20 protein-coding genes are annotated in these 19,296 nt (G+C 70.6%); 4 read left to right on the top strand and 16 right to left on the bottom strand.

Going from position 1 to position 19,296, the window contains the following annotated elements; genetic code table 11:
* Window positions 1–509: 509 nt before the first annotated feature.
* The 8 genes from ACT01A_RS06565 to ACT01A_RS06530 are packed head-to-tail and all read right to left on the bottom strand — an operon-like array spanning window position 510 to window position 8,264.
* A complete protein-coding gene (locus ACT01A_RS06565; protein WP_445151439.1) occupies window positions 510–1,556 on the bottom strand; it encodes an NAD(P)-dependent alcohol dehydrogenase in 1,047 nt (348 codons plus the stop codon).
* Window positions 1,557–1,568: 12 nt separating this feature from the next.
* The gene (locus ACT01A_RS06560) at window positions 1,569–2,138 is read right to left on the bottom strand and encodes a uracil-DNA glycosylase (RefSeq protein ID WP_445151438.1); all 570 of its coding nucleotides are present in this window, start codon (window positions 2,136–2,138) and stop codon (window positions 1,569–1,571) included.
* The gene (locus ACT01A_RS06555) at window positions 2,135–3,025 is read right to left on the bottom strand and encodes a DUF72 domain-containing protein (RefSeq protein ID WP_445151437.1); all 891 of its coding nucleotides are present in this window, start codon (window positions 3,023–3,025) and stop codon (window positions 2,135–2,137) included. Before ACT01A_RS06555 ends, ACT01A_RS06560 begins: the two co-directional genes overlap by 4 nt.
* A gap of 10 nt (window positions 3,026–3,035) precedes the next feature.
* Window positions 3,036–3,812 (bottom strand): LLM class flavin-dependent oxidoreductase, encoded by a 777-nt coding sequence (locus ACT01A_RS06550; protein ID WP_445151436.1) that lies wholly within the window; start codon window positions 3,810–3,812, stop codon window positions 3,036–3,038.
* A gap of 9 nt (window positions 3,813–3,821) precedes the next feature.
* Window positions 3,822–5,171 (bottom strand): alpha/beta hydrolase, encoded by a 1,350-nt coding sequence (locus tag ACT01A_RS06545; RefSeq protein ID WP_445151435.1) that lies wholly within the window; start codon window positions 5,169–5,171, stop codon window positions 3,822–3,824.
* A 1-nt stretch (window position 5,172) separates the two neighbouring features.
* On the bottom strand, window positions 5,173–5,325 hold the full coding sequence (locus ACT01A_RS06540; protein ID WP_445151434.1) for a hypothetical protein: 153 nt from the start codon (window positions 5,323–5,325) through the stop codon (window positions 5,173–5,175).
* Complete coding sequence (locus tag ACT01A_RS06535; RefSeq protein WP_445151433.1) at window positions 5,322–6,275, bottom strand: GTP-binding protein; 954 nt, start codon at window positions 6,273–6,275, stop codon at window positions 5,322–5,324. The genes ACT01A_RS06540 and ACT01A_RS06535 overlap by 4 nt, the downstream gene beginning before the upstream one ends.
* Before the next feature lie 3 nt (window positions 6,276–6,278).
* On the bottom strand, window positions 6,279–8,264 hold the full coding sequence (locus ACT01A_RS06530; RefSeq protein WP_445151432.1) for a methylmalonyl-CoA mutase family protein: 1,986 nt from the start codon (window positions 8,262–8,264) through the stop codon (window positions 6,279–6,281).
* Window positions 8,265–8,343: 79 nt separating this feature from the next.
* Here ACT01A_RS06530 and ACT01A_RS06525 point away from each other — a divergent pair, with 79 nt between their 5' ends.
* The 3 genes from ACT01A_RS06525 (at window position 8,344) to ACT01A_RS06515 (ending at window position 10,347) form a co-directional block, all read left to right on the top strand.
* Window positions 8,344–9,183: an MBL fold metallo-hydrolase gene (locus ACT01A_RS06525; RefSeq protein ID WP_445151431.1), complete on the top strand. Its 840-nt coding sequence runs from the start codon at window positions 8,344–8,346 to the stop codon at window positions 9,181–9,183.
* Window positions 9,180–9,467 carry an ATP-dependent Clp protease adaptor ClpS gene (locus tag ACT01A_RS06520; protein ID WP_445151430.1) on the top strand — a complete coding sequence of 96 codons (288 nt, stop codon included), beginning with the start codon at window positions 9,180–9,182 and terminating at the stop codon, window positions 9,465–9,467. Before ACT01A_RS06525 ends, ACT01A_RS06520 begins: the two co-directional genes overlap by 4 nt.
* Before the next feature lie 106 nt (window positions 9,468–9,573).
* Window positions 9,574–10,347, top strand: a complete 774-nt coding sequence (locus ACT01A_RS06515; protein WP_445151429.1) for a SigB/SigF/SigG family RNA polymerase sigma factor — start codon at window positions 9,574–9,576, stop codon at window positions 10,345–10,347.
* 82 nt (window positions 10,348–10,429) lie between these two features.
* On the opposite strand, the gene ACT01A_RS06510 is transcribed toward ACT01A_RS06515, so the two are convergent.
* The 8 genes from ACT01A_RS06510 to ACT01A_RS06475 form a co-directional block, all read right to left on the bottom strand.
* On the bottom strand, window positions 10,430–10,804 hold the full coding sequence (locus tag ACT01A_RS06510) for a hypothetical protein (RefSeq protein WP_445151428.1): 375 nt from the start codon (window positions 10,802–10,804) through the stop codon (window positions 10,430–10,432).
* Window positions 10,805–10,808: 4 nt separating this feature from the next.
* Entirely contained in the window at window positions 10,809–12,062 is a 1,254-nt protein-coding gene (ccrA, locus tag ACT01A_RS06505; RefSeq protein ID WP_445151427.1) for a crotonyl-CoA carboxylase/reductase, read from the bottom strand.
* A 110-nt stretch (window positions 12,063–12,172) separates the two neighbouring features.
* Complete coding sequence (locus tag ACT01A_RS06500; protein WP_445151426.1) at window positions 12,173–13,111, bottom strand: magnesium transporter CorA family protein; 939 nt, start codon at window positions 13,109–13,111, stop codon at window positions 12,173–12,175.
* Between the two features lie 40 nt (window positions 13,112–13,151).
* Entirely contained in the window at window positions 13,152–14,714 is a 1,563-nt protein-coding gene (locus tag ACT01A_RS06495; protein WP_445151425.1) for an MFS transporter, read from the bottom strand.
* Window positions 14,711–15,154, bottom strand: a complete 444-nt coding sequence (locus tag ACT01A_RS06490) for a MarR family winged helix-turn-helix transcriptional regulator (protein WP_445151424.1) — start codon at window positions 15,152–15,154, stop codon at window positions 14,711–14,713. The genes ACT01A_RS06495 and ACT01A_RS06490 overlap by 4 nt, the downstream gene beginning before the upstream one ends.
* Before the next feature lie 125 nt (window positions 15,155–15,279).
* Entirely contained in the window at window positions 15,280–15,864 is a 585-nt protein-coding gene (locus ACT01A_RS06485) for a hypothetical protein (RefSeq protein WP_445151423.1), read from the bottom strand.
* A gap of 39 nt (window positions 15,865–15,903) precedes the next feature.
* Window positions 15,904–16,377, bottom strand: a complete 474-nt coding sequence (locus ACT01A_RS06480) for a hypothetical protein (protein ID WP_445151422.1) — start codon at window positions 16,375–16,377, stop codon at window positions 15,904–15,906.
* A gap of 115 nt (window positions 16,378–16,492) precedes the next feature.
* A complete protein-coding gene (locus ACT01A_RS06475) occupies window positions 16,493–16,696 on the bottom strand; it encodes a hypothetical protein (protein WP_445151421.1) in 204 nt (67 codons plus the stop codon).
* A gap of 80 nt (window positions 16,697–16,776) precedes the next feature.
* On the opposite strand from ACT01A_RS06475, the gene ACT01A_RS06470 reads away from it, so the two are divergent.
* Window positions 16,777–18,474, top strand: a complete 1,698-nt coding sequence (locus ACT01A_RS06470; RefSeq protein ID WP_445151420.1) for an exonuclease domain-containing protein — start codon at window positions 16,777–16,779, stop codon at window positions 18,472–18,474.
* Window positions 18,475–19,296: the final 822 nt, after the last annotated feature.

Here is a 19,296-nt window from a genome sequence, read left to right as displayed (position 1 = left end):
GGGCGTTGGGGGTTTGGCATCAAGGGCGTGAGGCCGTTGAGGCAGGGCTGGCGCTTGGGGTGTGGATCGTCGCCTCGGGTTGTGCCGGCCGGGCTGGCTTTGGCATCAAGACATCAATCCGGGCCTCAAGGGGCGTCCGTTGGCCTTGGGGTTTGAGGGTTCGGGCCCGAAGGGCGCGCGTTTGGGGGTCCGGGTCGAGTTAGCGTCGTATATCGACCATAAAACGACCCGGATCCCGATTTCGAGGTGCGGGTCGCTTGAGCCGGACATATTCCGGTTGCAGCGACCCGGATCTCCGAACCCCTGATCCCTCGAACCCCGGCGGCCGAGGGACAACCCTGGAGGCCGAGTCTGATGTCTTGATGCGCAGTTAAATCCCCGCCGCCGGAATCGCCCCCAGCGACGATCCACACCCCAAGCGGTCGCCACGCCACAACAGCCTCACGCCCTTCGGTGCCGACAGACCACGCCCCGCAGCACGACCAACGCGACGCGCTGAGCGCCAATAGCTAGCCCAACGACCCCACGTCAATCACGAACCGATACCGCACATCGCTTGACACGACGCGCGGGTACGCCTCGTTCACCCCATCCGCGCCGATCAGCTCGATCGCCGCCGCCACGCCGTGCTCGGCGCAGAAGTCGAGCATCTCCTGGTGCAGCGGCAGACCGCCGACGTTCGACCCCGACAAGATCTTGTCGCGCCCGATCAGCGACCCTGCGTGGAAGGTGTCTGGCTCCGTCGGCAGACCGACGCTGACCAGCGCGCCGCGCGGCTTCAGCGTCGAGATGTAGGCATCGAGCGGCAGGTTCGCGCTGACCGTGTTGACGATCAGGTCGAAACGCCCACGCAGCTCCTTGAACGCGCTCCCGTCGGCGGTCGCGTAGTAGGCGGACGCCCCGAACTTCCGCCCGTCGGCCTCCTTGGACAAGGTCTGCGACAGCACCGTCACCTCGGCGCCCATCGCCGCCGCGAGCTGGACGCCGACGTGGCCCAGGCCGCCCATGCCGACGATCGCGACCTGCTTGCCCGGTCCTGCACCCCAGCGCTTGAGCGGGTTGTACATCGTGATGCCCGCGCACAGCAGCGGCGCCGCGACGTCGAGCTCCAGCCCGTCCGGGATCCGCAGCACGAAGCGCTCGTCGACGACGATGTGCGTCGAGTAGCCGCCCAGCGTTGGCTCGCCGTCGTAGCCCTTGCCGTTGTAGGTCGCGACCACGCCCTTGGCGCAGAAGTGCTCCTCGCCCGCCACGCACCACTCGCACTCGCCGCACGAGTCCACGAAGCACCCGACGCCGACGCGATCGCCCTCGGCGTGGCGCGTCACGCCAGCGCCGACCGCCGTCACGACGCCGGTGATCTCGTGGCCCGGCACCATCGGGAAGATCTTGCGGCCCCAGTCGGCGTCGACCTGGTGGATGTCGCTGTGGCAGATGCCGCAGAACTTCACGTCGATCGCGACGTCGGTCTCCCCGAGCGCTCGCCGCTCGATCGTCGTCGGCTCCAGCGGAGCCTTCGCGGACGGGGCTTGCAGGGCGCGTGCGGTGGTGGTCATCGACCCGGAGTTCTACGACAACTCACGGCCGAGCGCACGCGCGTCCTCCACCAACGTGGCGCGCAGGCCGCCGTTGTAGAGCGCCGCGGCCGGGTGGTAGAGCGGGAACAGGCGGCGTCCGTCGACCTCCAGGACGCTCCCGTGGACCTCGGCGATCTTCGCGTCTGGGGCAAAACGCGCCAGCGCGTGGCGCCCGAGCGGCACCAGCAGCTGCGGCTTGATGATCTCGACCTGCGCTTCCAGCCACGGCCAGTGGTGGGCGACCTCGTCGCGCGTGGGGTCGCGGTTCTTCGGCGGCCGCGCCTTGACCACGTTGGTGATGAAGACCTGGTCGCGCGCGATCTCCGCCTCGGCGAGCAGCGAGTCCAGGAACTTGCCCGCTGCGCCGACGAACGGGACTCCGGCCGCGTCCTCCTTGGCGCCCGGCGCCTCGCCGACGATCACGATCGACGCGCTTGCCGGCCCGACGCCCGGCACGAGCTGCGTGCACGTCTCGCAGACCTCAAAGCCGCACCCCGCGCCCTTGTGCGCGCGGATCTCGTTCGCGAGCGCCTCGAGGCGCGCCTTCGCGCTCGCGCTCACCGCGCCGCGGCCTCCTGGCCCAGCAGCTCGCGCAGGCGCTGAGCGGCGAGCGGCGCGTAGTCCTTGTGGTTGTTGTTGAACATCACGCGGACCGTATCGGCCTCCTCGGCGAGACGCTCCGCGCGGCCCTGAAGCTCCTCCAGCTCGGCGTCGTCGTACTTGTAGTCGAACCGCTCGGCGACGCTGCGGCCCTTGACCCACCCGCGCGCGTTGCGGCCATGAGCGCGCAGGTAGGCGAGGTCGTCGCGGGTGACGACGTCGAGCGGCTGCAGCATCGTCGGCGGCTTGCCCTGCGGCGCGTCGACGGCGACGAACGCGGCGCCGTGGTCGGCGAACCACTCCAGCGTCTCCTCGCGAAGGTCGTCGCCCAGCCACGCGCGGTGGCGCAGCTCGACCGCGACCGGGTGCGGCGCCAGCGCGGCCATCAAGGTGTCCAACTCGTCGAGGCTGTGGGACGGTGGCTTGAACGACGGGGTGAGCTGCAAAAGGAAGGACGACAACTTGTCCGCGTCGATCAGCGGCTTCATCGCCTTCTTGTAGCGCTTGGCCAGCTCGCGATCGAGGTCCTCCGACGGTCGCACCCGGCCGCGCGGCGTCGTGTCGACCGCGTCGCGCAGGTCCTTGGGCAAGTGCGACACGTCGGCGCTGTGGCGCGAGAGCGACTGATGCAACTTGACGTCGAAGGTGAAGGACTTGGGTGTCACGGCAGCCCAGCGCCGCACGGTCGCGACCGACGGCACCGCGTAGAACGTGCTGTTGACCTCGACCGCCTCGAAGTGCTCCGCGTACCACGGCAGCCGCTCGCGCTCGGGCAGGTCGTCGGGGTACCAGGCTTCGACGAAGCCCGGGTCCGCCCAACTCGACGTGCCGACGACGATGCGGCTCACACCAGGAGCGCTACCCGTTCGGGCCGGCCGAAATCGCCGCGCGCACGTCGGCGAGCCGCGGCTGCGCGCTGAAGCCGGTCAGGCACCAGGTGGCGCCGGCCTCCGCCCACGGCGCGTGGTCGGTCCCGGGCTCGTTGGTGACGACGAGGTCGTACGGGCCGGTCAGGCCCTCCTCGTCGCGCTGCTGGGCGATCTCGTCGCGGAGCGTGGCGAGCGCCTCGGGGTCCGGGAGCTCGATGGGGAAGAGGCCGTCGAGGCGCGCGGCACGGCGCACGGGCTTGCGCGCGGGCCACCGGGCAGCCGCCCAGATCGGGATCCGGGGCTGCTGGACCGGCGGCGGCAAGAGCTCGCCCGACCAGTAGTCGAGGAGCTTGGCGAGGCCGTCGTCGAGCAGCTTGGCGAGCTCGCGCGGCTCGGTCTCCTCGCCGAACGGCGACAGCTCGCCGTGGCGGTCGGAGCCCAGGCCGATGCCGAAGACGGTCCGTCCGCCGGCCAGCAGGTCGAGCGTGACCGTCTCCTTGGCGAGCTTGTGCGGACGCCGCCGTGCGATCGGCGTGACCAAAGGCCCCGTGATGATCCGCTCGGTCGCGATGGCGATCGCCGCCATGCAGATCCACGGGTCGAGCACGGCGCTGGCGGGCTGGTTGTAGGTGATGTGGTCCCACAGGAAGAACCCGTCGAACCCGGCCGCTTCGGCGTCGCGCGCCAGCTCGGCGAGCAGTCGCGGGTCGGCTAGCTCGTCGAAGGGCGCGACGAAGATTGCGCGGCGGGCGGCGGCGGCGGACATGGCAGCAACCTATGCGAGGAAGTCGCGCAGCGCATCCCGTCCGGTGCGCCCGCGTTCGCGGGAGAGGACCGAGTGGCCGGCGCCCGCGACGGTGACCAGGTGCGCGTGTGGCATCAGCGCCGCTTGCCCGCGAGCCCATTCCAGCGGCGTCGAGAGATCCCGGTCGCCGGCGAGCAGCAGCGCGGGTGCGGCGATCCGGGCGAGCGGGTCCGGCGACGGCGGAGCGGCCGTGCGCGGCCACGCGCGGCAGGTGACGAACAGGCCTTGGTCGACCGCCGTCGAGACCGGGAACGGGTCGGTCGCGCGCGGGCCCATCCGCGCTTGCTGGGCGTCGGCGGCGGAGTTGCGGACCGCGGTCGTCGCGCCGGAGCCGTCAGACCACGGCGCGGGGGAGTCGGCGCAGAGCGTGGCGGCGTGAAGGCCGGAGGAGAAGAGCGCTGGCGGCGCGGCGTCGTCGATGCGCAGGAACGCTTCAAGCGGCCGCCGGTCGGTGGTGACCGCGGCGCGCAGCACCGCGCCGACCCCGTCCAGCCGCGGCACGCCGATCGACCGCGCGACGAGCGCGTCCAGCACCCGCGGGCCGAGCGGCCCGTCGCGGCGCAGCAGCGCGCGGAGGTCGCTGACGCAGCGCGCACCGCAGACGTCGTGCAGCACCCGCCCGACCGCCCGCTGCGGATCGCGCAGCAAGAGCTCCGCGCCGGCCTGAGGGACGACGCTGTCGAGCACCAACTTGCTCACCGTCGCCGGATGCGCGAGCGCCAGCCGCTCCGCCACGAACGTCCCGTAGGAGATCCCGCCGACGACCCAGCTTCGCCGCCCCAGCGCTCGCCGCAGCAGCTCGAGGTCCGCGACCGTGTCGGCGGTGGCGTACGCATCCCGCGCCGCGCCGAGCGTCTCCCCGCACTCGCGCACCGCGCGCTCTGACGGCACCGCGATGTCCGACGTCCCGGCCTCCCGCTGCAACGCCTCGCACCGCAGCGCGTTCGCACCCGTCCCGCGCTGATCGACGATCACGAGCCGGTAGCCAGCGATGGAGTTCCTCAGCCGCGACGCCAGCCGCGCGGCAAACGGGATCCCCGCCTGCCCGGGCCCGCCGGCCAGAAACAGCAGGTCGCCCTTCGGCGCGGCCGGGACGTCCTGCACCGCGGCGCGCAGCGTCAGCGTCTTGCCGTCGCCACGCTGCGGCCCGCGACGATGCAAGGGCACCGTGAACGCGACGCAGCGAAAACCGCTCGGCGCTCCGCAGTCGCTCGCGGCGCGCAGGGCTGGGGTCGTGGCGGTGGTCGTCGTCTTCGTCGCACCGCCTCCGCCGCACCCGGCGACCAGCAACGCGACGAGGAGGACCGCCCGGCGGCGCATCTCAGGGTCGCTTGACGAGTACCCAGACGAGCGCGCCCGCGAAGGCGATCTGGCCGAAGGTCAGCGCGGTGCCGAAGTTGGTGGCGCCGAGGGCGGCGGCGGCTGCGGTGGCGAGCGCGAAGGCGCCGAGGAGGGTGAGGAGGTCGCGGGTCACAGGTGGGACTCCAGGGTGGCGACGAGCGAGGGCTCGTCGGCGGCGGGGTCGGTGGCGGCGAGGAGCTTGGTCGCGGAGCGGCGGCCGCCGACGGCGCGCAGGCCGCGCTCGCCGTGCTCGACGAGGAAGTCGGCCAGCGCGCCGGCGCGGCGGGCCGCGGTGCGGCGGGCGGGGAGGTCGAGGCGCTCTCGGTGCTCGTCCAGCGCGGCGACGAGCTGGTCGATCCCCGACACCGGCGAGACGCTCGACACCGCGACAACCTTCGTGTCGCGGGATCCAGCGCTGCGCAGCGCCGCCGAGAGGTCCCGCCGCGCGCGCATCGCGATGTCGCCGAGGTCGGCCTTGGTCACGACCAGCACGTCGGGGATCTCCATGATCCCCGACTTCAGGAACTGCAGCACGTCGCCGGAACCGGGTTGCACGATGACGGCCACGGTATCGGCCACCTCGCCGACCTCGGTCTCCGACTGCCCGACGCCGACGGTCTCGATGACCACCACGTCGAACGCCGCCGCCAGCGCCTGGGCCGCCGCGCGCGTCGCGGGAGCAAGGCCACCAAGTCGGTCGCCGGCCGCCGTGGAGCGGATGAACAGCCCGCGGTCGTCGGGGTCGAAGGCGATCCGCGCGCGGTCGCCGAGCAGCGAGCCGCCGGAGCGCTTCGACGACGGATCGACCGCCAGGACCGCGACGCTGCGCCCATCAGCGCGCCACGCCCGGCACAGCTCGCTCAACAACGAGGACTTGCCCGCGCCCGGCGGGCCTGTAACGCCTACGACATGCCCGGGCGCCTCGCGCCCCAGCGCCGCCGGCGCCACGGCCTTCAACAACTCGGCGACCGCCGCGCGATCGGCGGCCGCGCGTGACTCCACCAGGTTGAGCACCGCGGGCGCGGCGCTCAGGTCGCCATCGCGCAGCCGCGCGCCGAGTGCCTCGCCGTCAGGCGCGGCCAACCCCTAGGCCTCGGTTGCCGCAGCCGCGTGCTTCTCTGCGACCAAGGCCACGATGTCGCGCATGATCTGCCCCAGGTCGAAGTCCTTGGGCGTGTAGACCGCGGCGACGCCCGCGTCCTTCAGCGGCTGCACGTCGGCCGTCGGGATGATCCCGCCGACGACCACCGGCGCGTCGACGCCGCGCTCGCGCAGCGCGTTGACCACGTCCGGGATCAGCTCGCGGTGCGAGCCGGACAGGATGCTCAACCCAATGACATGGACGCCTTCCTGCTCGGCGCTGGCCGCGATCTGCGACGGCGTCAGCCGGATGCCCTCGTAGACGACGTCGAACCCGATGTCGCGCGCGCGGACCGCGATCTGCTCGGCGCCGTTGGAGTGGCCGTCAAGGCCCGGCTTGCCGACCAGGATCTTCGGGCGGCGCCCGATCGCGTCGGCCACGCGCTCGACCTCCTCGCGCAGCTCGGCCAGGTCGGCCTCGTCATGCGAGCCCGCCGCGGCCTCGCCGACGCCCGTCGGCGCGCGGAACTCGCCGAAGGACTCGCGCAGCGCCGCGGCCCACTCGCCGGTCGTCACGCCGGCCTTCGCAGCGGCGATCGTCGCGGGCATGATGTTCTCGTCGCTGGCCGCGACCCGGCGCAGCTCGGCCAGCGCGCTCTCGGCGGCGTCGTTGTCGCGCGCCTCGCGCCACTCCTTGACGGCCTGGCGCTGCATCGCCTCGACCTCGGGGTCGACGGTCATGATCCCGCCCTCCTCGTCGATCAGCGGCGAGGGGTTCGACTCGGTGTACTTGTTGAGGCCGACGACGATCTGCTCGCCGCTTTCGATGCGGCGGATGCGCTCGCGGTGGGAGTCGACCAGCGAGGACTTCATGTAGTCCACCGCCTTGACGGCGCCGCCGTGCTCGTCGACGACCGCCATCTCGGCCCGCGCGCCTTCCAGCAACTCGCCGACCAGGCCCTCCATGACGACCGAGCCCTCGAAGATGTCGGGGTACTCCAACATGTCGGTCTCAAAGGCCATCACCTGCTGGATGCGCAGCGACCACTGCTGGTCCCACGGGCGCGGCAGGCCGAGCGCCTCGTTCCACGCCGGGAGCTGCACCGCGCGGGCGCGGGCGTTGCGGCCCATCGTGACGGCAAGCGCTTCAAGAACGATCCGCTGGACGTTGTTCTCCGGCTGGGACTCGGTGAGCCCGAGCGAGTTGACCTGCACGCCGTAGCGGAAGCGCAGCTGCTTCTCGTCGGTGACGCCGTAGCGCTCGCGGCCGAGCTCCTCCCAGAGCACGGACATCGCGCGCAGCTTGGCGTGCTCCTCGATGAACCGGACGCCGGCGTTGACGAAGAACGAGATGCGCTGGAAGACCTTGCCCATCTGGTCCTCCGGCACGCGCTCGCGGACCGCGTCCAGCACGGCGATCGCGTTGGACATCGCGTAGGCGATCTCCTGCACCGGCGTCGCGCCCGCCTCCTGCAGGTGGTAGGAGCAGATGTTGATGGGGTTCCACTTCGGGACCTCGGTGACCGTGTAGGCCACCATGTCGGCGATCAGCCGCATCGAGGGACCGGGCGGGAACGCGTAGGTCCCGCGCGCCAGGAACTCCTTGATGATGTCGTTCTGCGTGGTGCCCTGGAGCGCCTTGGCATCGACGCCGTTCTCCTCCGCCGTGCCGATGTAGAGCGCCAGCAGCCACGCCGCCGTCGCGTTGATCGTCATCGACGTGTTCATCGCGTCGAGCGGGATGCCGTCCAGCAGCTGGTGCATGTCGCCCTTGTGCGCGACCGGCACGCCGACCTTGCCGACCTCGCCCTTGGCGAGCTCGTGGTCGGGGTCGTAGCCCGTCTGCGTGGGCAGGTCGAAGGCGATCGACAGCCCCGTCTGACCCTTCGCCAGGTTCGCGCGGTACAGCTCGTTGGACGCCTTCGCGGTCGAGTGCCCCGCGTAGGTCCGCATCATCCAGGGTCGATCGCGCTCCGGCAGACGGTGGTCCATGCGCCGAATCGTACTTGCGGATGCACCCAAGTGGGCTACCGGCGGCGCCCATCCTGCCCCGACGGATAGCGTGGGGGAGGTGCCCCACCGCGAGATCGACGTCCACTTCCAAGGCGCCGAGCAGGCTGTCTGCACCCATGTGATCGATGGGTACCTGGTCGATCCGGGGCCGGATAGCTCGGTGGGGACGCTGTTGGAGGCGCTCGGGGATGGGCGGCCGGAGGCGGTGCTGCTCACGCACATCCACCTGGATCACGCCGGTGGGGTGGGCGCGCTGGTCGAGAAGTGGCCGGATCTCGAGGTGTGGGTGCACGAGAACGGCGCCAAGCACGTGATCGATCCGTCGCGGCTGGTGGCGTCTGCGAGCCGCATCTACGGCGATGCGATGGAGCGGCTGTGGGGCCGGATCGTGCCGGTGCCGGAGGCCAACGTGCGGATCCTGGCGGGCGATGGCGGCGACGCCGGGCCGTTCGAGTGGGCGTACACGCCCGGTCACGCGGTCCACCACGCTGCCTATCGCCATCGCGACACGAACATCGTGTTCAGCGGCGACGTCGCGGGCGTGCGCATCGGCGATGGCCCGATCCTGCCGCCGACGCCGCCGCCAGACATCGACGTCGAGGCCTGGCACGCGTCGATCGACCGGATCGCCGCGTGGGAGCCTGCGGCGCTGGCCGTCACGCACTTCGGCACGTTCTCCGACGACGTGCCCCAGCACCTGCAACAGCTCCACGAGGAGCTCGATCGCTGGGCGCAGGTCGCCCGGCGGACCGACGAGGCCGGATTCGAGGCCGAGATCCGCGCCGCACTGGCCGGATCCGACCAGGAGCAGGGCTATTTGAAGGCGATGCCGCCGGACACGCTGTACGGCGGACTGGCTCGTTATTGGAAAAAGCGCGATACTGCCGCGTCGACATGAGCCAGACCATCGAGCTACCGAGAACCGCAGGTCCCGACGGCGCCCTAGGCGGCGCCTGGCGGGTCATCGTCCGCAACGACGACCACAACACCTTCGACCACGTCGCCACGACGCTGGCGCGGTTCATCCCGGGTGTGGACGTCAACAAGGGCTTCGCGATCGCCGACCGCATCCACGCCTCCGGGCTGGCGGTCGTCTGGTCCGGCCACAAGGAGCTGGCCGAGCACTACTGGAGCCAGTTGCGGGACGCGGGCCTCACGATGGCCCCGCTTGAGCAGGGCTAGTGCCCTCGTCGCGGCGCTCGAACATCCGCTGAGTAGCGCTCACTGGCGCCAGGATCGGCGCCCATCGTCAACTTCCTGACCGCTCGCCCTATACCCTGTTTTGGGGATGGCCGAGCCAGGGGGGCAGATCGAGACGGCCGCTCGCGCGGCGCGCGAGCAGGAGCTGCTGCGCCGGTACCACCACGGCGGCGACATCCGTGCACGCGATCAGCTCGCCGAGGAGATGCTGCCGCTCGCCCGTGCGCTCGCCGGGCGCTACGCGGGCCGCGGCGAGCCGATGGACGATCTGCTCCAGGTCGCGTGCGTCGGGATCATGAAGGCCATCGAGGGCTTCGACCTGACGCGCGAGGTCCGCTTCAGCTCCTACGCGACGCCGACGGTGCTCGGCGAGATCAAGCGCCACTTCCGCGACCGCACGTGGGCGATGCGCGTCCCGCGCGGTTTGCAGGAGCTCCAGCTGGAGGTCGCCAAGAAGCGCGACGAGCTGACCGGCGCGCTCGGCCGCTCGCCGACCGTACAGGAGCTGGCCGACGCGATCGACGCGCCGTTCGAGGAGGTCCTGGCGACGATCCAGTCGGTCGGCGCGCGCCGCACGCGCTCGCTGGACGAGCCGACGGGCGAGGACATGACGCTCGCCGACTCGATCGGCGGCCGCGACGTTGAGCTGGAGCGCGCGGAGATGCGCGTGCTGCTCGACGAGGCGATGGGCGTGCTGTCAGACCGCGACCGCGAGGTCCTGCGGCTGCGCTTCGCCGAGGACCTGACGCAGACCGAGATCTCCGACCGCATCGGCGTCTCGCAGATGCAGGTGTCGCGGATCATCCGACAGTCGATCGCCAAGCTGCGCTTGGACATCGACAAGTCGCCCGCAGCGACCTAGCCTTCCAGCGCCAGGGTTGATCTTCGGGTGGATCCTGGGTTGAGACGGCCGTCTCAACCCAGGCCCGAAAAGCGCGGTGCTGCTAGGCGACCGGGGCGGCCGACGGCGCGGGCGCCGGGGCCGGGGCGTGCGAGCCGCCGTTGCCACCGTTCCCGGTGCCGGCGCGGCCCTCGGCCGAGATGTCGGCCCAGGAGTAGAGCTGCGGCACCTGGTAGAGCGACTGGTTGATCGCGCGGAAGCGGATCACCTCAGGGCCGTTCCAGAAGCGCTCCCAGTCCGACTTGGACTCGAACTGGACCATCATGAGGATCTTGTACGCGTCGTCGCGGTTGCGATGGACCGCGTACGCCGTGGCGCCGTAGCGCAGCGCGATCGGGGCGAGCTCCGCCACCGCCGCCTCCAGCTTGTCTCCCCTGAACAACGTGGCGTAGAAGGGGACGTGCACCACACCTGCCATGGGCTTAGCCCACCTCCGCGTAGATCGCTCCGGGGCCCTCGGCGGTCTTGCCCAGGCCCTCCTTCTCGGCGCCGACCAAGATGGAGATCTTGCCCGCGTGCTTGTTGTCCTTCATCAGCTGGTGGGCCTCGGCGACGCCATCGAACCCCAGGGTACGCCACAGCACCGGTCGGATGGCGCCCGACTCGATCAGCTCATTGGCCTTCAGGCACTCGTACGCGTTGGCGAAGTGCGAGCCGATGATCTCCTTCTGCTTCATCCACAGGTAGCGGACGTCGAAGTCGAGGTTGAAGCCCGTCGTGCCCGCGCAGATCACGACCTTGCCGAACGGCTTGACGGTCAGGACCGAGGTCGGGAACGTCGCGGCGCCGACGTGCTCGAAGACGATGTCGGGCGCGGCGCCGAGGATCTCCGAGACGGCGTTGCCGAACCGGCGCGACTCCTTGAAGCGCGCCTTCTCCTCCTCGGGCGTCTCGCCGCCCTTGCGCATCATCCCTGCGTAGTCATTGCGGTTGATGTAGCCCGACGCGCCGAGCTCCATGACGAGCTTGCCCTTCTCGTCGGAGTTGACGACGCCGACGCACTCCGCGCCCGCGGCCTTGCAGATCTGCACGGCGAAGACGCCCAGGCCGCCGGCGGCGCCCCAGATCAGGACCTTCTGGCCGGCCTGCAGGTTGCAGCGCGTCATCAGCATGCGCCACGCGGTGAAGTAGGTCAGGCCGTAGGAGGCGGCCTCCTCCCACGTGAGGTTCTGCGGCTTGGGCAGCAGCTGCTGGGCCTGGACCTTCGTGAACTGGGCGAAGGAGCCCCACGTGGTCTCATAGCCCCAGATGCGCTGCGACGGCGCGGCCATCGGGTCCAGGCCGTGGACCTCCGGGTCCTCGTAGGAGGCCTGGTTGCAGTGGATGACGACCTCGTCGCCGACCTTCCAGCGCGTGACGCCGGGGCCGACCTTCCAGACGACGCCGGAGGCGTCCGAGCCGCCGATGTGGTGGCCGTACTCCGGGTGGTCGCCGTACTTCATGACCGAGATCGGCTTGCCGAGCGCCGCCCAGACATTGTTGTAGTTGACGCCGGCGGCCATGACGCGGACGATGACCTCGAAGGCGGCGGGCTCCGGTACCTCGATGTCTTCAAGCTGGAACGCGTCGACCGGCTCGCCTTCGCGCTCGGGGCGGATGACCCATGCGGTCATGCGCTCCGGCAGCGTGCCGGGCTCGGTGTCGACGGTGGCGACCTGCGTCACATCAACGGCCATGTTCTCGTTCAGACCCTTTGGGAAGTCGGGGTTCGGGCGGTGCTCTCAGCGGTGCTGCGAGGCCGGAAGATTACGCCAGATCGGGTTAAGGCGCCGCGGAACGTGCGCGTTCACTCGGACGTGTTGAAGAAGCCCTGCCGCTTGAAGAACCAGAACAGCAGCGCCGCCGAGATGACCATCGAGCCCACGCCGTAGCCCCAGAAGGCCGCGGCGGAGTTGATGTGACGCACGAGCATCCCGAAGTTCTGGCCGAAGAAGCCGGTGACGAACGTCAGGGGCAGGAAGATCGTGGCGACGATCGTCAGCTGCGCCGAGATCGAGTTCAGCCGGTTGGAGACGGTGGAGAGGTAGAGGTCCAGCGCGCCCGCGAGCAGGTCGCGGTAGGAGTCGATCAGCTCGCTGATGCGCACGAGGTGGTCGTAGACGTCGCGGAACCAGTCGCGGGCGTCGTCGGCCTCCAGGCCCGGCAGGCGGCCGAGCACGTCGCCGCCGCGGGCGAGGATGTCGCGCTGCGGTGTGGCGATCCGGCGCAGCTCGATCAGCTTGCGGCGCAGGTGAAACAGCTCCTGGCGCTGGTCCTGGGACGGCTTCTCCATCATCGCGTCCATCAGGTCGTCGATGCGGTCGTCGATGCCGTCGAGCACCGGGAAGAACGAGTCGGTCAGCGCATCGAGGACGCGGTAGATCGCCTCCTCCTCGGTCTTCGGCGGCTCAGAGCCCAGGCGCTTGACTGCCTGATGGAAGATCTCGTGACCCTCTTCGTGGATCGTGATCATCCACGCGCCGCTGACGTGGAAGTGGACCTCGACCGGCGTCCCGTCCGGATCGACGCCGTAGTAGACGAGCAACGCCGCGCTCTCGTAGTCGTCGAGCTTCGGCCGCTGCCCGAACTCCTGGCTGTCCTCGATCGCCAGCGGGTGCAGCCCGAACTCCTTCCCGAGCTCGGCGATCTGCTCGGTGGAGCAGCCGTGCACCTTCAGCCAGAAGAACTCGTTCTTGGCGAGCAGCTCGGGGATCTTGGGGTCATCGACCGCGTGGAGGATCTGCACCGGCGCCAATGCTGACGCCGGTGCAGGACAGAGCCGTGGGCTAGACGCCGACCAGCTCCGCTTCGGCTTCGGCCTCTGGCGTCATCTCGCGCTTGGGCGTGGTCGGCTCGATCAGCACCCAGGCCACGACCGCGCCGAGCAGCGCGACGAGCGACGCGATCCGCAGCGAGTCGTTCAACGCGTACAGGAACGCGTCCTGGACGGCGCTGTTGACCTGGGCGGTGGTGTCACCTGCGGCGCCCGCGCCGAGGCCGTCGGCGAGCTTCTCGCGCGCGTCGGCCGAGAGCTGCGGGAGGGACTGGTCGAGCTGGTGGCGGCCTAGGCCGCTGATCAGCGCGCCCATCGCGGCGACGCCGAACGTGCCGCCGACCATGCGGCTCATCGACAACACGCCGGAGGCCACGCCGGCCTTGGTCGCGTCGACGGAGTTCATCGCCGCGGTGCTCATCGGCGACATGACCAGGCCCATGCCGAGGCCCATCAGGATGAAGGACCCCAACAAGGTCGTGTAGGGCGTGTCGACCTCGAGGTGGCCCTGCCAGAAGAGGCTGATCGCGTTCAGGACCAGGCCGGCGGTCATCAGCGGCCGCGGCCCGATCTTGTCGCTCAACCGTCCGGCGATCGGCCCGGCGAAGATGATGACCACGGTCATCGGCAGGAAGCGCACGCCGGTCTGCAACGGCGAGTAGCCGCGGACGTTCTGCAGGTACAAGGCGAAGAAGAAGAACGTCGCGAGCATCGCGAAGCTGACGATGAAGGCCACCATGTTGGCCCCGGCGAACGAGCGCGACTTGAAGAACTTGAAGTCGACCATCGGGTTGCTCACCCGCGTCTCGGCGACCGCGAAGGCGACCAGGCCGACGACCGCGACGGCCAGCAGGCCGACGATCCGGCCCGAGCCCCAGCCCCACGAGTTCCCCTGCACGAGCGCGAGGACCAGCGCGGCGAGGCCGACGGTGATCGCGCTCACGCCCGCGAAGTCGATCGACGGCGGCGCGGTCTCGTCGCGGGACTCGTGCGTCGCGAACAGCGTCACGACGACGGCCACCGCGGCGACCGGCAGGTTCAGCAGGAAGATCGACTGCCAGGAGACGTTCTCCACCAAGAACCCGCCGACGACCGGGCCAATGGCGAGCGCGAGCGCGGAGACGCCCGCCCACGTGCCGATCGCCTTGCCGCGCTCTTCGGGCGGGAAGGCGTTGGAGATGATCGAGAGCGTCGCGGGCATCATGAACGCCGCGCCGATGCCCTGGACGGCGCGGAAGGTCACGAGCCAGGCTTCGCTTTGAGCGAGCGCGATCAGCGCGGACGACGCGCCGAAGACGACGACGCCGAAGAGGAACATCTTGCGGCGGCCGAAGAGGTCGCCGAGCCGGCCGCCCGTGACGAGCAGGACGGCGAAGGACAAGGTGTAGGCGTTGACGGTCCACTCCAACCCGGAGATCGAGGCTCCGAGGTCGGTCTGGATCGACGGCAGCGCCACGTTCACGACCGTGTTGTCCAACATGATCATGAACAGGGCGAAGCACATCGCAGCGAGGGTCCACCAGCGGCGGTTGTCCTCGTTGACGAAGCGCGTGCGCAGCGCGGCTTGGGAGGTCATCGGCGGCGCTCCTTCTTGGGGAGATCGGAGAGGGCGTCCAGCAGCTTGGCCCGCTGGACGGGGGAGAGGTCGGCGGCCCAGGCTTCAAGGCCCTGGAGCCGCGCGGTGTCGACGCGGTCGATCAGCACGCGGGCGGCCTCGGTGGCGCCCACGCGCTTGACGCGCCGGTCGTGCTCGTCCTCCCGGCGCTCGACGAGCCCGCGTTGAAGCAGGCCGTCGACGGTCCGGGAGGCGTTGGGGAGGGACATGCTTAGCGCCTCGGCGAGCTCCTTGACCGAGATCTCGGTCTCGCACTCGACGAGGACGTGCAGCAGCTTGATCTGCGTCATCGAGAGGTCGACCTCGGCGAGCAGCTTGTACAGGTCGCGCGTGGACCCCTTCAGGATCTCGCGCCACAGGTCCAGCAGCACGCCGGCGAGGGCCGCGGGGGTGGTCTCCACCTCGGCGCCGGTCGCTTCCGTCGATGCATTGCTTGCATGCACGTAAGCAAGTGTTGCGCACGCGTAGCGATTGCGCAAGCAAGGATCTGCGTGCGCGGACGGCGGCGGCGCGGTCGGCGGCGGCGCTACTGCGTGGTGCCGGGCGTCGTCGTCGACGCGCCGGTCGTGGACGTCGACGTGTAGTCGATGTCCTTGTCCGCCGTGCGGCGGAACGTGAGCGCCTTAGCGTCGAAGGCGTAGTCGCGCTCGCGGAGCTTGTCTGGGCAGCAGAGGTCGTCGCCCTTCTCCCAGTGCGGCTCGAGGATGCTGATCGTCTGGCCGCTGATCCGCAGCGTCGCGTCGTAGAGCGACTGCAGGCGGAAGACGACCTTCAACGACGTGTCGTCGGTCGTCTTCTGGCCGTGGGTGGAGAAGACGTACAGCGCGACCGCGCCGCCGGCGCCGCCGGTCGAGACGAGGATCAGCGCGTCCTGGCGGCCGTCGCCGGTGACGTCGACGAAGCCCGAGCGCGGGTCGACGATCGCGGTCTTGGCCTGCAGCATCTTCTTGACGCCGGAGCTCGTCTTGGCGTCGTCGATCAGCTTCTGCGTGAAGACCTTCTGCGACTGGGTCTGCGCGGCGCCGGCGGGCGAGCCGGGGCCGGCGATGGCCGCCGCGAGCGCGGCGGCGGCGCCGAGGGCGGTCAGCGGGATCAGGCGACGACGCGGCACGACCCACATCCTCGCATGCTGGGCGGGTGGGCCGGGCCCCTAGGGCTGGAGCAGGTCGTTCTGCGCGGACGGGCGCTTGGTACCGACCGTCACGCGTGCGGCGCGGATCTCGTCGCCGCCGACGTGCAGGGTGTAGCTGCCCTCGCCCACGTCGCCCTTGACCGACGCGGTCTCGCGCGGGTTGATCGGGCCGGTCTCGATCGCCTTCTGGCCGGGGCTGCTGCCGCCGGGATCGTCCTCGGTCTCCAGCGTCACCTGCTGAGAGGCCGTCGACTGGTTGGAGATCACCAACGTGATCGGGCCCGCGCCGAACTTCTTCGGCGAGACCACGACCGAGTCGTCGTTGATCGACGCGGAGATCACGATCGGCCGGGGCGGGCGCTTGGCGTTGGCGTACTTGGCGCCGTCGTCGCTGCCGCAGGAGGTCAGCGTGCCCGCGGCGATAAGCGCGCAGGCGAACGCGGACGCTCGGCGTCGTGTCCCGCTCAGCAGTGGTGGCCTCTGGCTCCTCATCCTCGACCCGGGTCCGCCTCATACCCCGGCCCGGAGGGCGGTGAACGTGCGACCCGGCCGGAACCCTAGCCGCTCGGCGCGCTTCGCGCCATCGTCCGGTGCTTCGGAGTGAAGTTTAGTGCTCGGAAGCTCCACCGGTGTGGAGCGCAGCGCGGTCCTCGGCGATGTCGCGGAGGGTCTCCTGGAGGTGCTCCCAGGCGGTGGTCTCGGCCTCGTCATACGCCTTGCCCGAGAGCTCGGACAGGTCGTCGCGGTAGGCGGCCCACGCCTGCCGGGTGCGCTCGTCCAGTGCTGCGTCGTGCGGGGCGTACGTCGTCATGCCCCGTCACGGTAGCCACCTCGGCGGTCGCAATGCGCCTTTCAAGGTGTCCGAGCGTGGGAGTACAAACACACGTTCGTATGCTCGCCTCCGCTTCTTCGCTGCTTGATGCCCCTCTCGCGACCACCGAGTTCTTGGTCGTCGACACCGAGACCAATGGGTTGGCGGGCGACCGCTGCGAGGTCACCGAGATCGGCGCGGTGCTGGTCGGAGGGGGCGAGCTGCACGAGCGCTGGGAGACGCTCGTGCCGGTGCGGGCGCCGCTGTCGCGCGGGATCCAGCGGTTCACGGGCGTGACGCAGGAGATGGTCGACGCGGCGCCGCCCGCGGAGGCGACGCTGCCGGATCTGCTCGAGCAGATGGAAGGGCGCGTGCTGGTCGCGCACAACGCGTCGTTCGACCGGCGCGTGCTGGCGCAGGCGTTCGAGCGAGCGGGGCTCGGGTGGCCGGATCCGCCGACGCTGTGCACGGTGGCTTTGGCGCGCCAGCTGCATCCGTTGGCGCGGCAGCGGAAGTTGGCGCCGTTGGCCGAGTCGCTGGGGATCGAGGTCGAGACGACGCACCGCGCGCTGGCCGACGCGGAGACGTGCGCGCGCGTGTTCTGCGCGCTGTTCCCGCGGCTGTGCGCGAACACGGGGTCGGTGGCGGGAGCGTTGTCGTTGTTGAAGTCGCGCAGGCGTCGGGCGGCGCGGGGTGGGCGGACCGACGGCGGCGTGTCGATGCTCGGCACGCGGCGGCGCAAGGTGGACTGTTCTGGGTTGCCTTCTGAACCTGGGGTGTACATCTTCCGCAACGCGGCGGGTCAACCGCTGTATGTCGGCAAGTCGGTGGACATCCGTGGGCGGGCCAAGGCGCACTTCCGGCCGTCGTCGCCGGACACGGGTTGGGTCGCGCAGGCCGAGACGGTCGACTGGGAGGAGACGCGGTCCGAGCTCGGCGCGCTGCTGCGCGAGCATGCGCTGATCCGCGAGCTGAAGCCGCCGGGCAACCAGCGGATGAAGCACGAGGACACGTGGGTGTACCTGCGCTGTCGCCTGGACATCCCGTTCCCGATCCTGGAGGTCGCGCCGGAGCCGGCGCCGGGGCTGGCGGTCAACGTCGGGCCGCTGCGTGGGCGGTTCGCGGCGCTGGAGTTGATGGAGCAGTTGCAGTCGCTGTTCGGGCTGCGGCACTGCGGGCGGGGGATGAAGCGACGCGAGTTCCCGAGCGCTTACGGGCAGATGGGGCGGTGCGTGTCGCCCTGCCTTGGCGACCTCGACCCCAATGCCTACCGGCGGCGGTTGGACGCCGCGCTGGACCTCTTCTCCGGGGAGCGCCCCGCGCTGCTCGAGCACCTCGACGCCGAGATGCGCGCGGCAGCGGCGGACGAGCGGTTCGAGCGCGCGGCGTGGCTGTTGCGGCGTCGCGCGCGGATCGCGGTCCTGCTCGATCGCCTCGGCTCCTCTGTCGCGGCCACGCACGCGCGGCCTCGCCTGGTGCTGGCGTCGCATCCCGAGCGCGCGGTGTTCGACGCGATCTGGCTGGTCGGCGGGCGCGTGGCGGACTGGGCGCCGCTGGTCGACGCCGACGAGGCCTGGGAGCGGACCGAGCGGGCGCTGCGCGGCGGCGACGGCCGCGGCGGTCCAGGGAGCGCGTCGCCCGACGAGGTCGCCGCGCTGCGAATCGCCACGACGTGGCTGGCATCGCACCCGTCGCTGGAGCTGGCGTTGAGCTCGGAGACCTCGTCGGCGCGCGTGCGGAAGTTCGCGGGGCGAGCGCTGGCCGCGGGGCCGGTCTAGCGCGCAGCGTCCAAGGTCCGCAAACAGACATGCCACCTCCCCTGAAGTGGGGCGCGAGTCGGCGTATGTTCGAGCGCGCAGACCCTAGAAGTTGTGCAAGATCTGCCAAGGAAATTGCAGCCGTGCCGACGGAGCGTGCGTATGCGGGCGACGGAGATCGGTTGACGTGGCAAGGATCGCCGCGAACGGAAGAGAGGGACCTCCCATCGGGCGGGTCCGTCACGCCGAAGGACGCGCGCCCAGCAGCGGCTGAGGGGCTGGGCGCGCGGTCCGGCGGCAGCTCCGGCCGCTGGCGCGAGGCCCGTCGTTAGGACGGACGCGACGGCCTCGCGCCAGGGGTTGGGGTCGCGCCAAGGGGGCGCGGGGGGCGTGACGGACCGTTCTGGTGTGGCTGCTGTCCGCCTGGGCCGTGGCGCGGGCGTTCGTGGCGTTCAGTGCGGGACTTTGCGGGCGGTGCGGGGCGTGGTCTGTCGGCACCGAAGGGCGTGAGGCTGTTGAGGCGTGGCCGCCGCTAGCGGTGTGGATGGTCGCCTCGGGCGATTCCGGCGGCGGGGATTTACAGCGCATCAAGACATGAATGCGGGCCTCGTGGGGCGTCCGTTGGCCTTGGGGTTTGAGGGTTCGGGCCGAAAGGACGCGCATTTGGGGGTTCGGGTCGTTTGAGCGTCGTATATCGACGCTAACTCGACCCGGACCTCGGTTTCGAGGTGCGGGTCGCTCCGAGCTGGCATGTGCAGCTCTCAGCGACCCGGATCCCGGATTTCGAGGTGCGGGTCGCTTGAGCCGGACATATTCCGGTTGCAGCGACCCGGATCTCCGAAA

Source organism: Baekduia sp. Peel2402 (assembly GCF_052567285.1).
This window is presented reverse-complemented; position numbering and strand designations above follow the sequence as displayed.

Bases quoted from the DNA above. Each gene is read 5' to 3' on its own strand.
- ACT01A_RS06565 (WP_445151439.1), bottom strand. From the start codon at position 1,556: ATGACCACCACCGCACGCGCCCTGCAAGCCCCGTCCGCGAAGGCTCCG.
- ACT01A_RS06550 (WP_445151436.1), bottom strand. From the start codon at position 3,812: ATGTCCGCCGCCGCCGCCCGCCGCGCAATCTTCGTCGCGCCCTTCGAC.
- ACT01A_RS06545 (WP_445151435.1), bottom strand. From the start codon at position 5,171: ATGCGCCGCCGGGCGGTCCTCCTCGTCGCGTTGCTGGTCGCCGGGTGC.
- ACT01A_RS06530 (WP_445151432.1), bottom strand. From the start codon at position 8,264: ATGGACCACCGTCTGCCGGAGCGCGATCGACCCTGGATGATGCGGACC.
- ACT01A_RS06520 (WP_445151430.1), top strand. From the start codon at position 9,180: ATGAGCCAGACCATCGAGCTACCGAGAACCGCAGGTCCCGACGGCGCC.
- ACT01A_RS06515 (WP_445151429.1), top strand. From the start codon at position 9,574: ATGGCCGAGCCAGGGGGGCAGATCGAGACGGCCGCTCGCGCGGCGCGC.
- ACT01A_RS06510 (WP_445151428.1), bottom strand. From the start codon at position 10,804: ATGGCAGGTGTGGTGCACGTCCCCTTCTACGCCACGTTGTTCAGGGGA.
- ccrA (WP_445151427.1), bottom strand. From the start codon at position 12,062: ATGGCCGTTGATGTGACGCAGGTCGCCACCGTCGACACCGAGCCCGGC.
- ACT01A_RS06495 (WP_445151425.1), bottom strand. From the start codon at position 14,714: ATGACCTCCCAAGCCGCGCTGCGCACGCGCTTCGTCAACGAGGACAAC.
- ACT01A_RS06480 (WP_445151422.1), bottom strand. From the start codon at position 16,377: ATGAGGAGCCAGAGGCCACCACTGCTGAGCGGGACACGACGCCGAGCG.
- ACT01A_RS06475 (WP_445151421.1), bottom strand. From the start codon at position 16,696: ATGACGACGTACGCCCCGCACGACGCAGCACTGGACGAGCGCACCCGG.
- ACT01A_RS06470 (WP_445151420.1), top strand. From the start codon at position 16,777: ATGCTCGCCTCCGCTTCTTCGCTGCTTGATGCCCCTCTCGCGACCACC.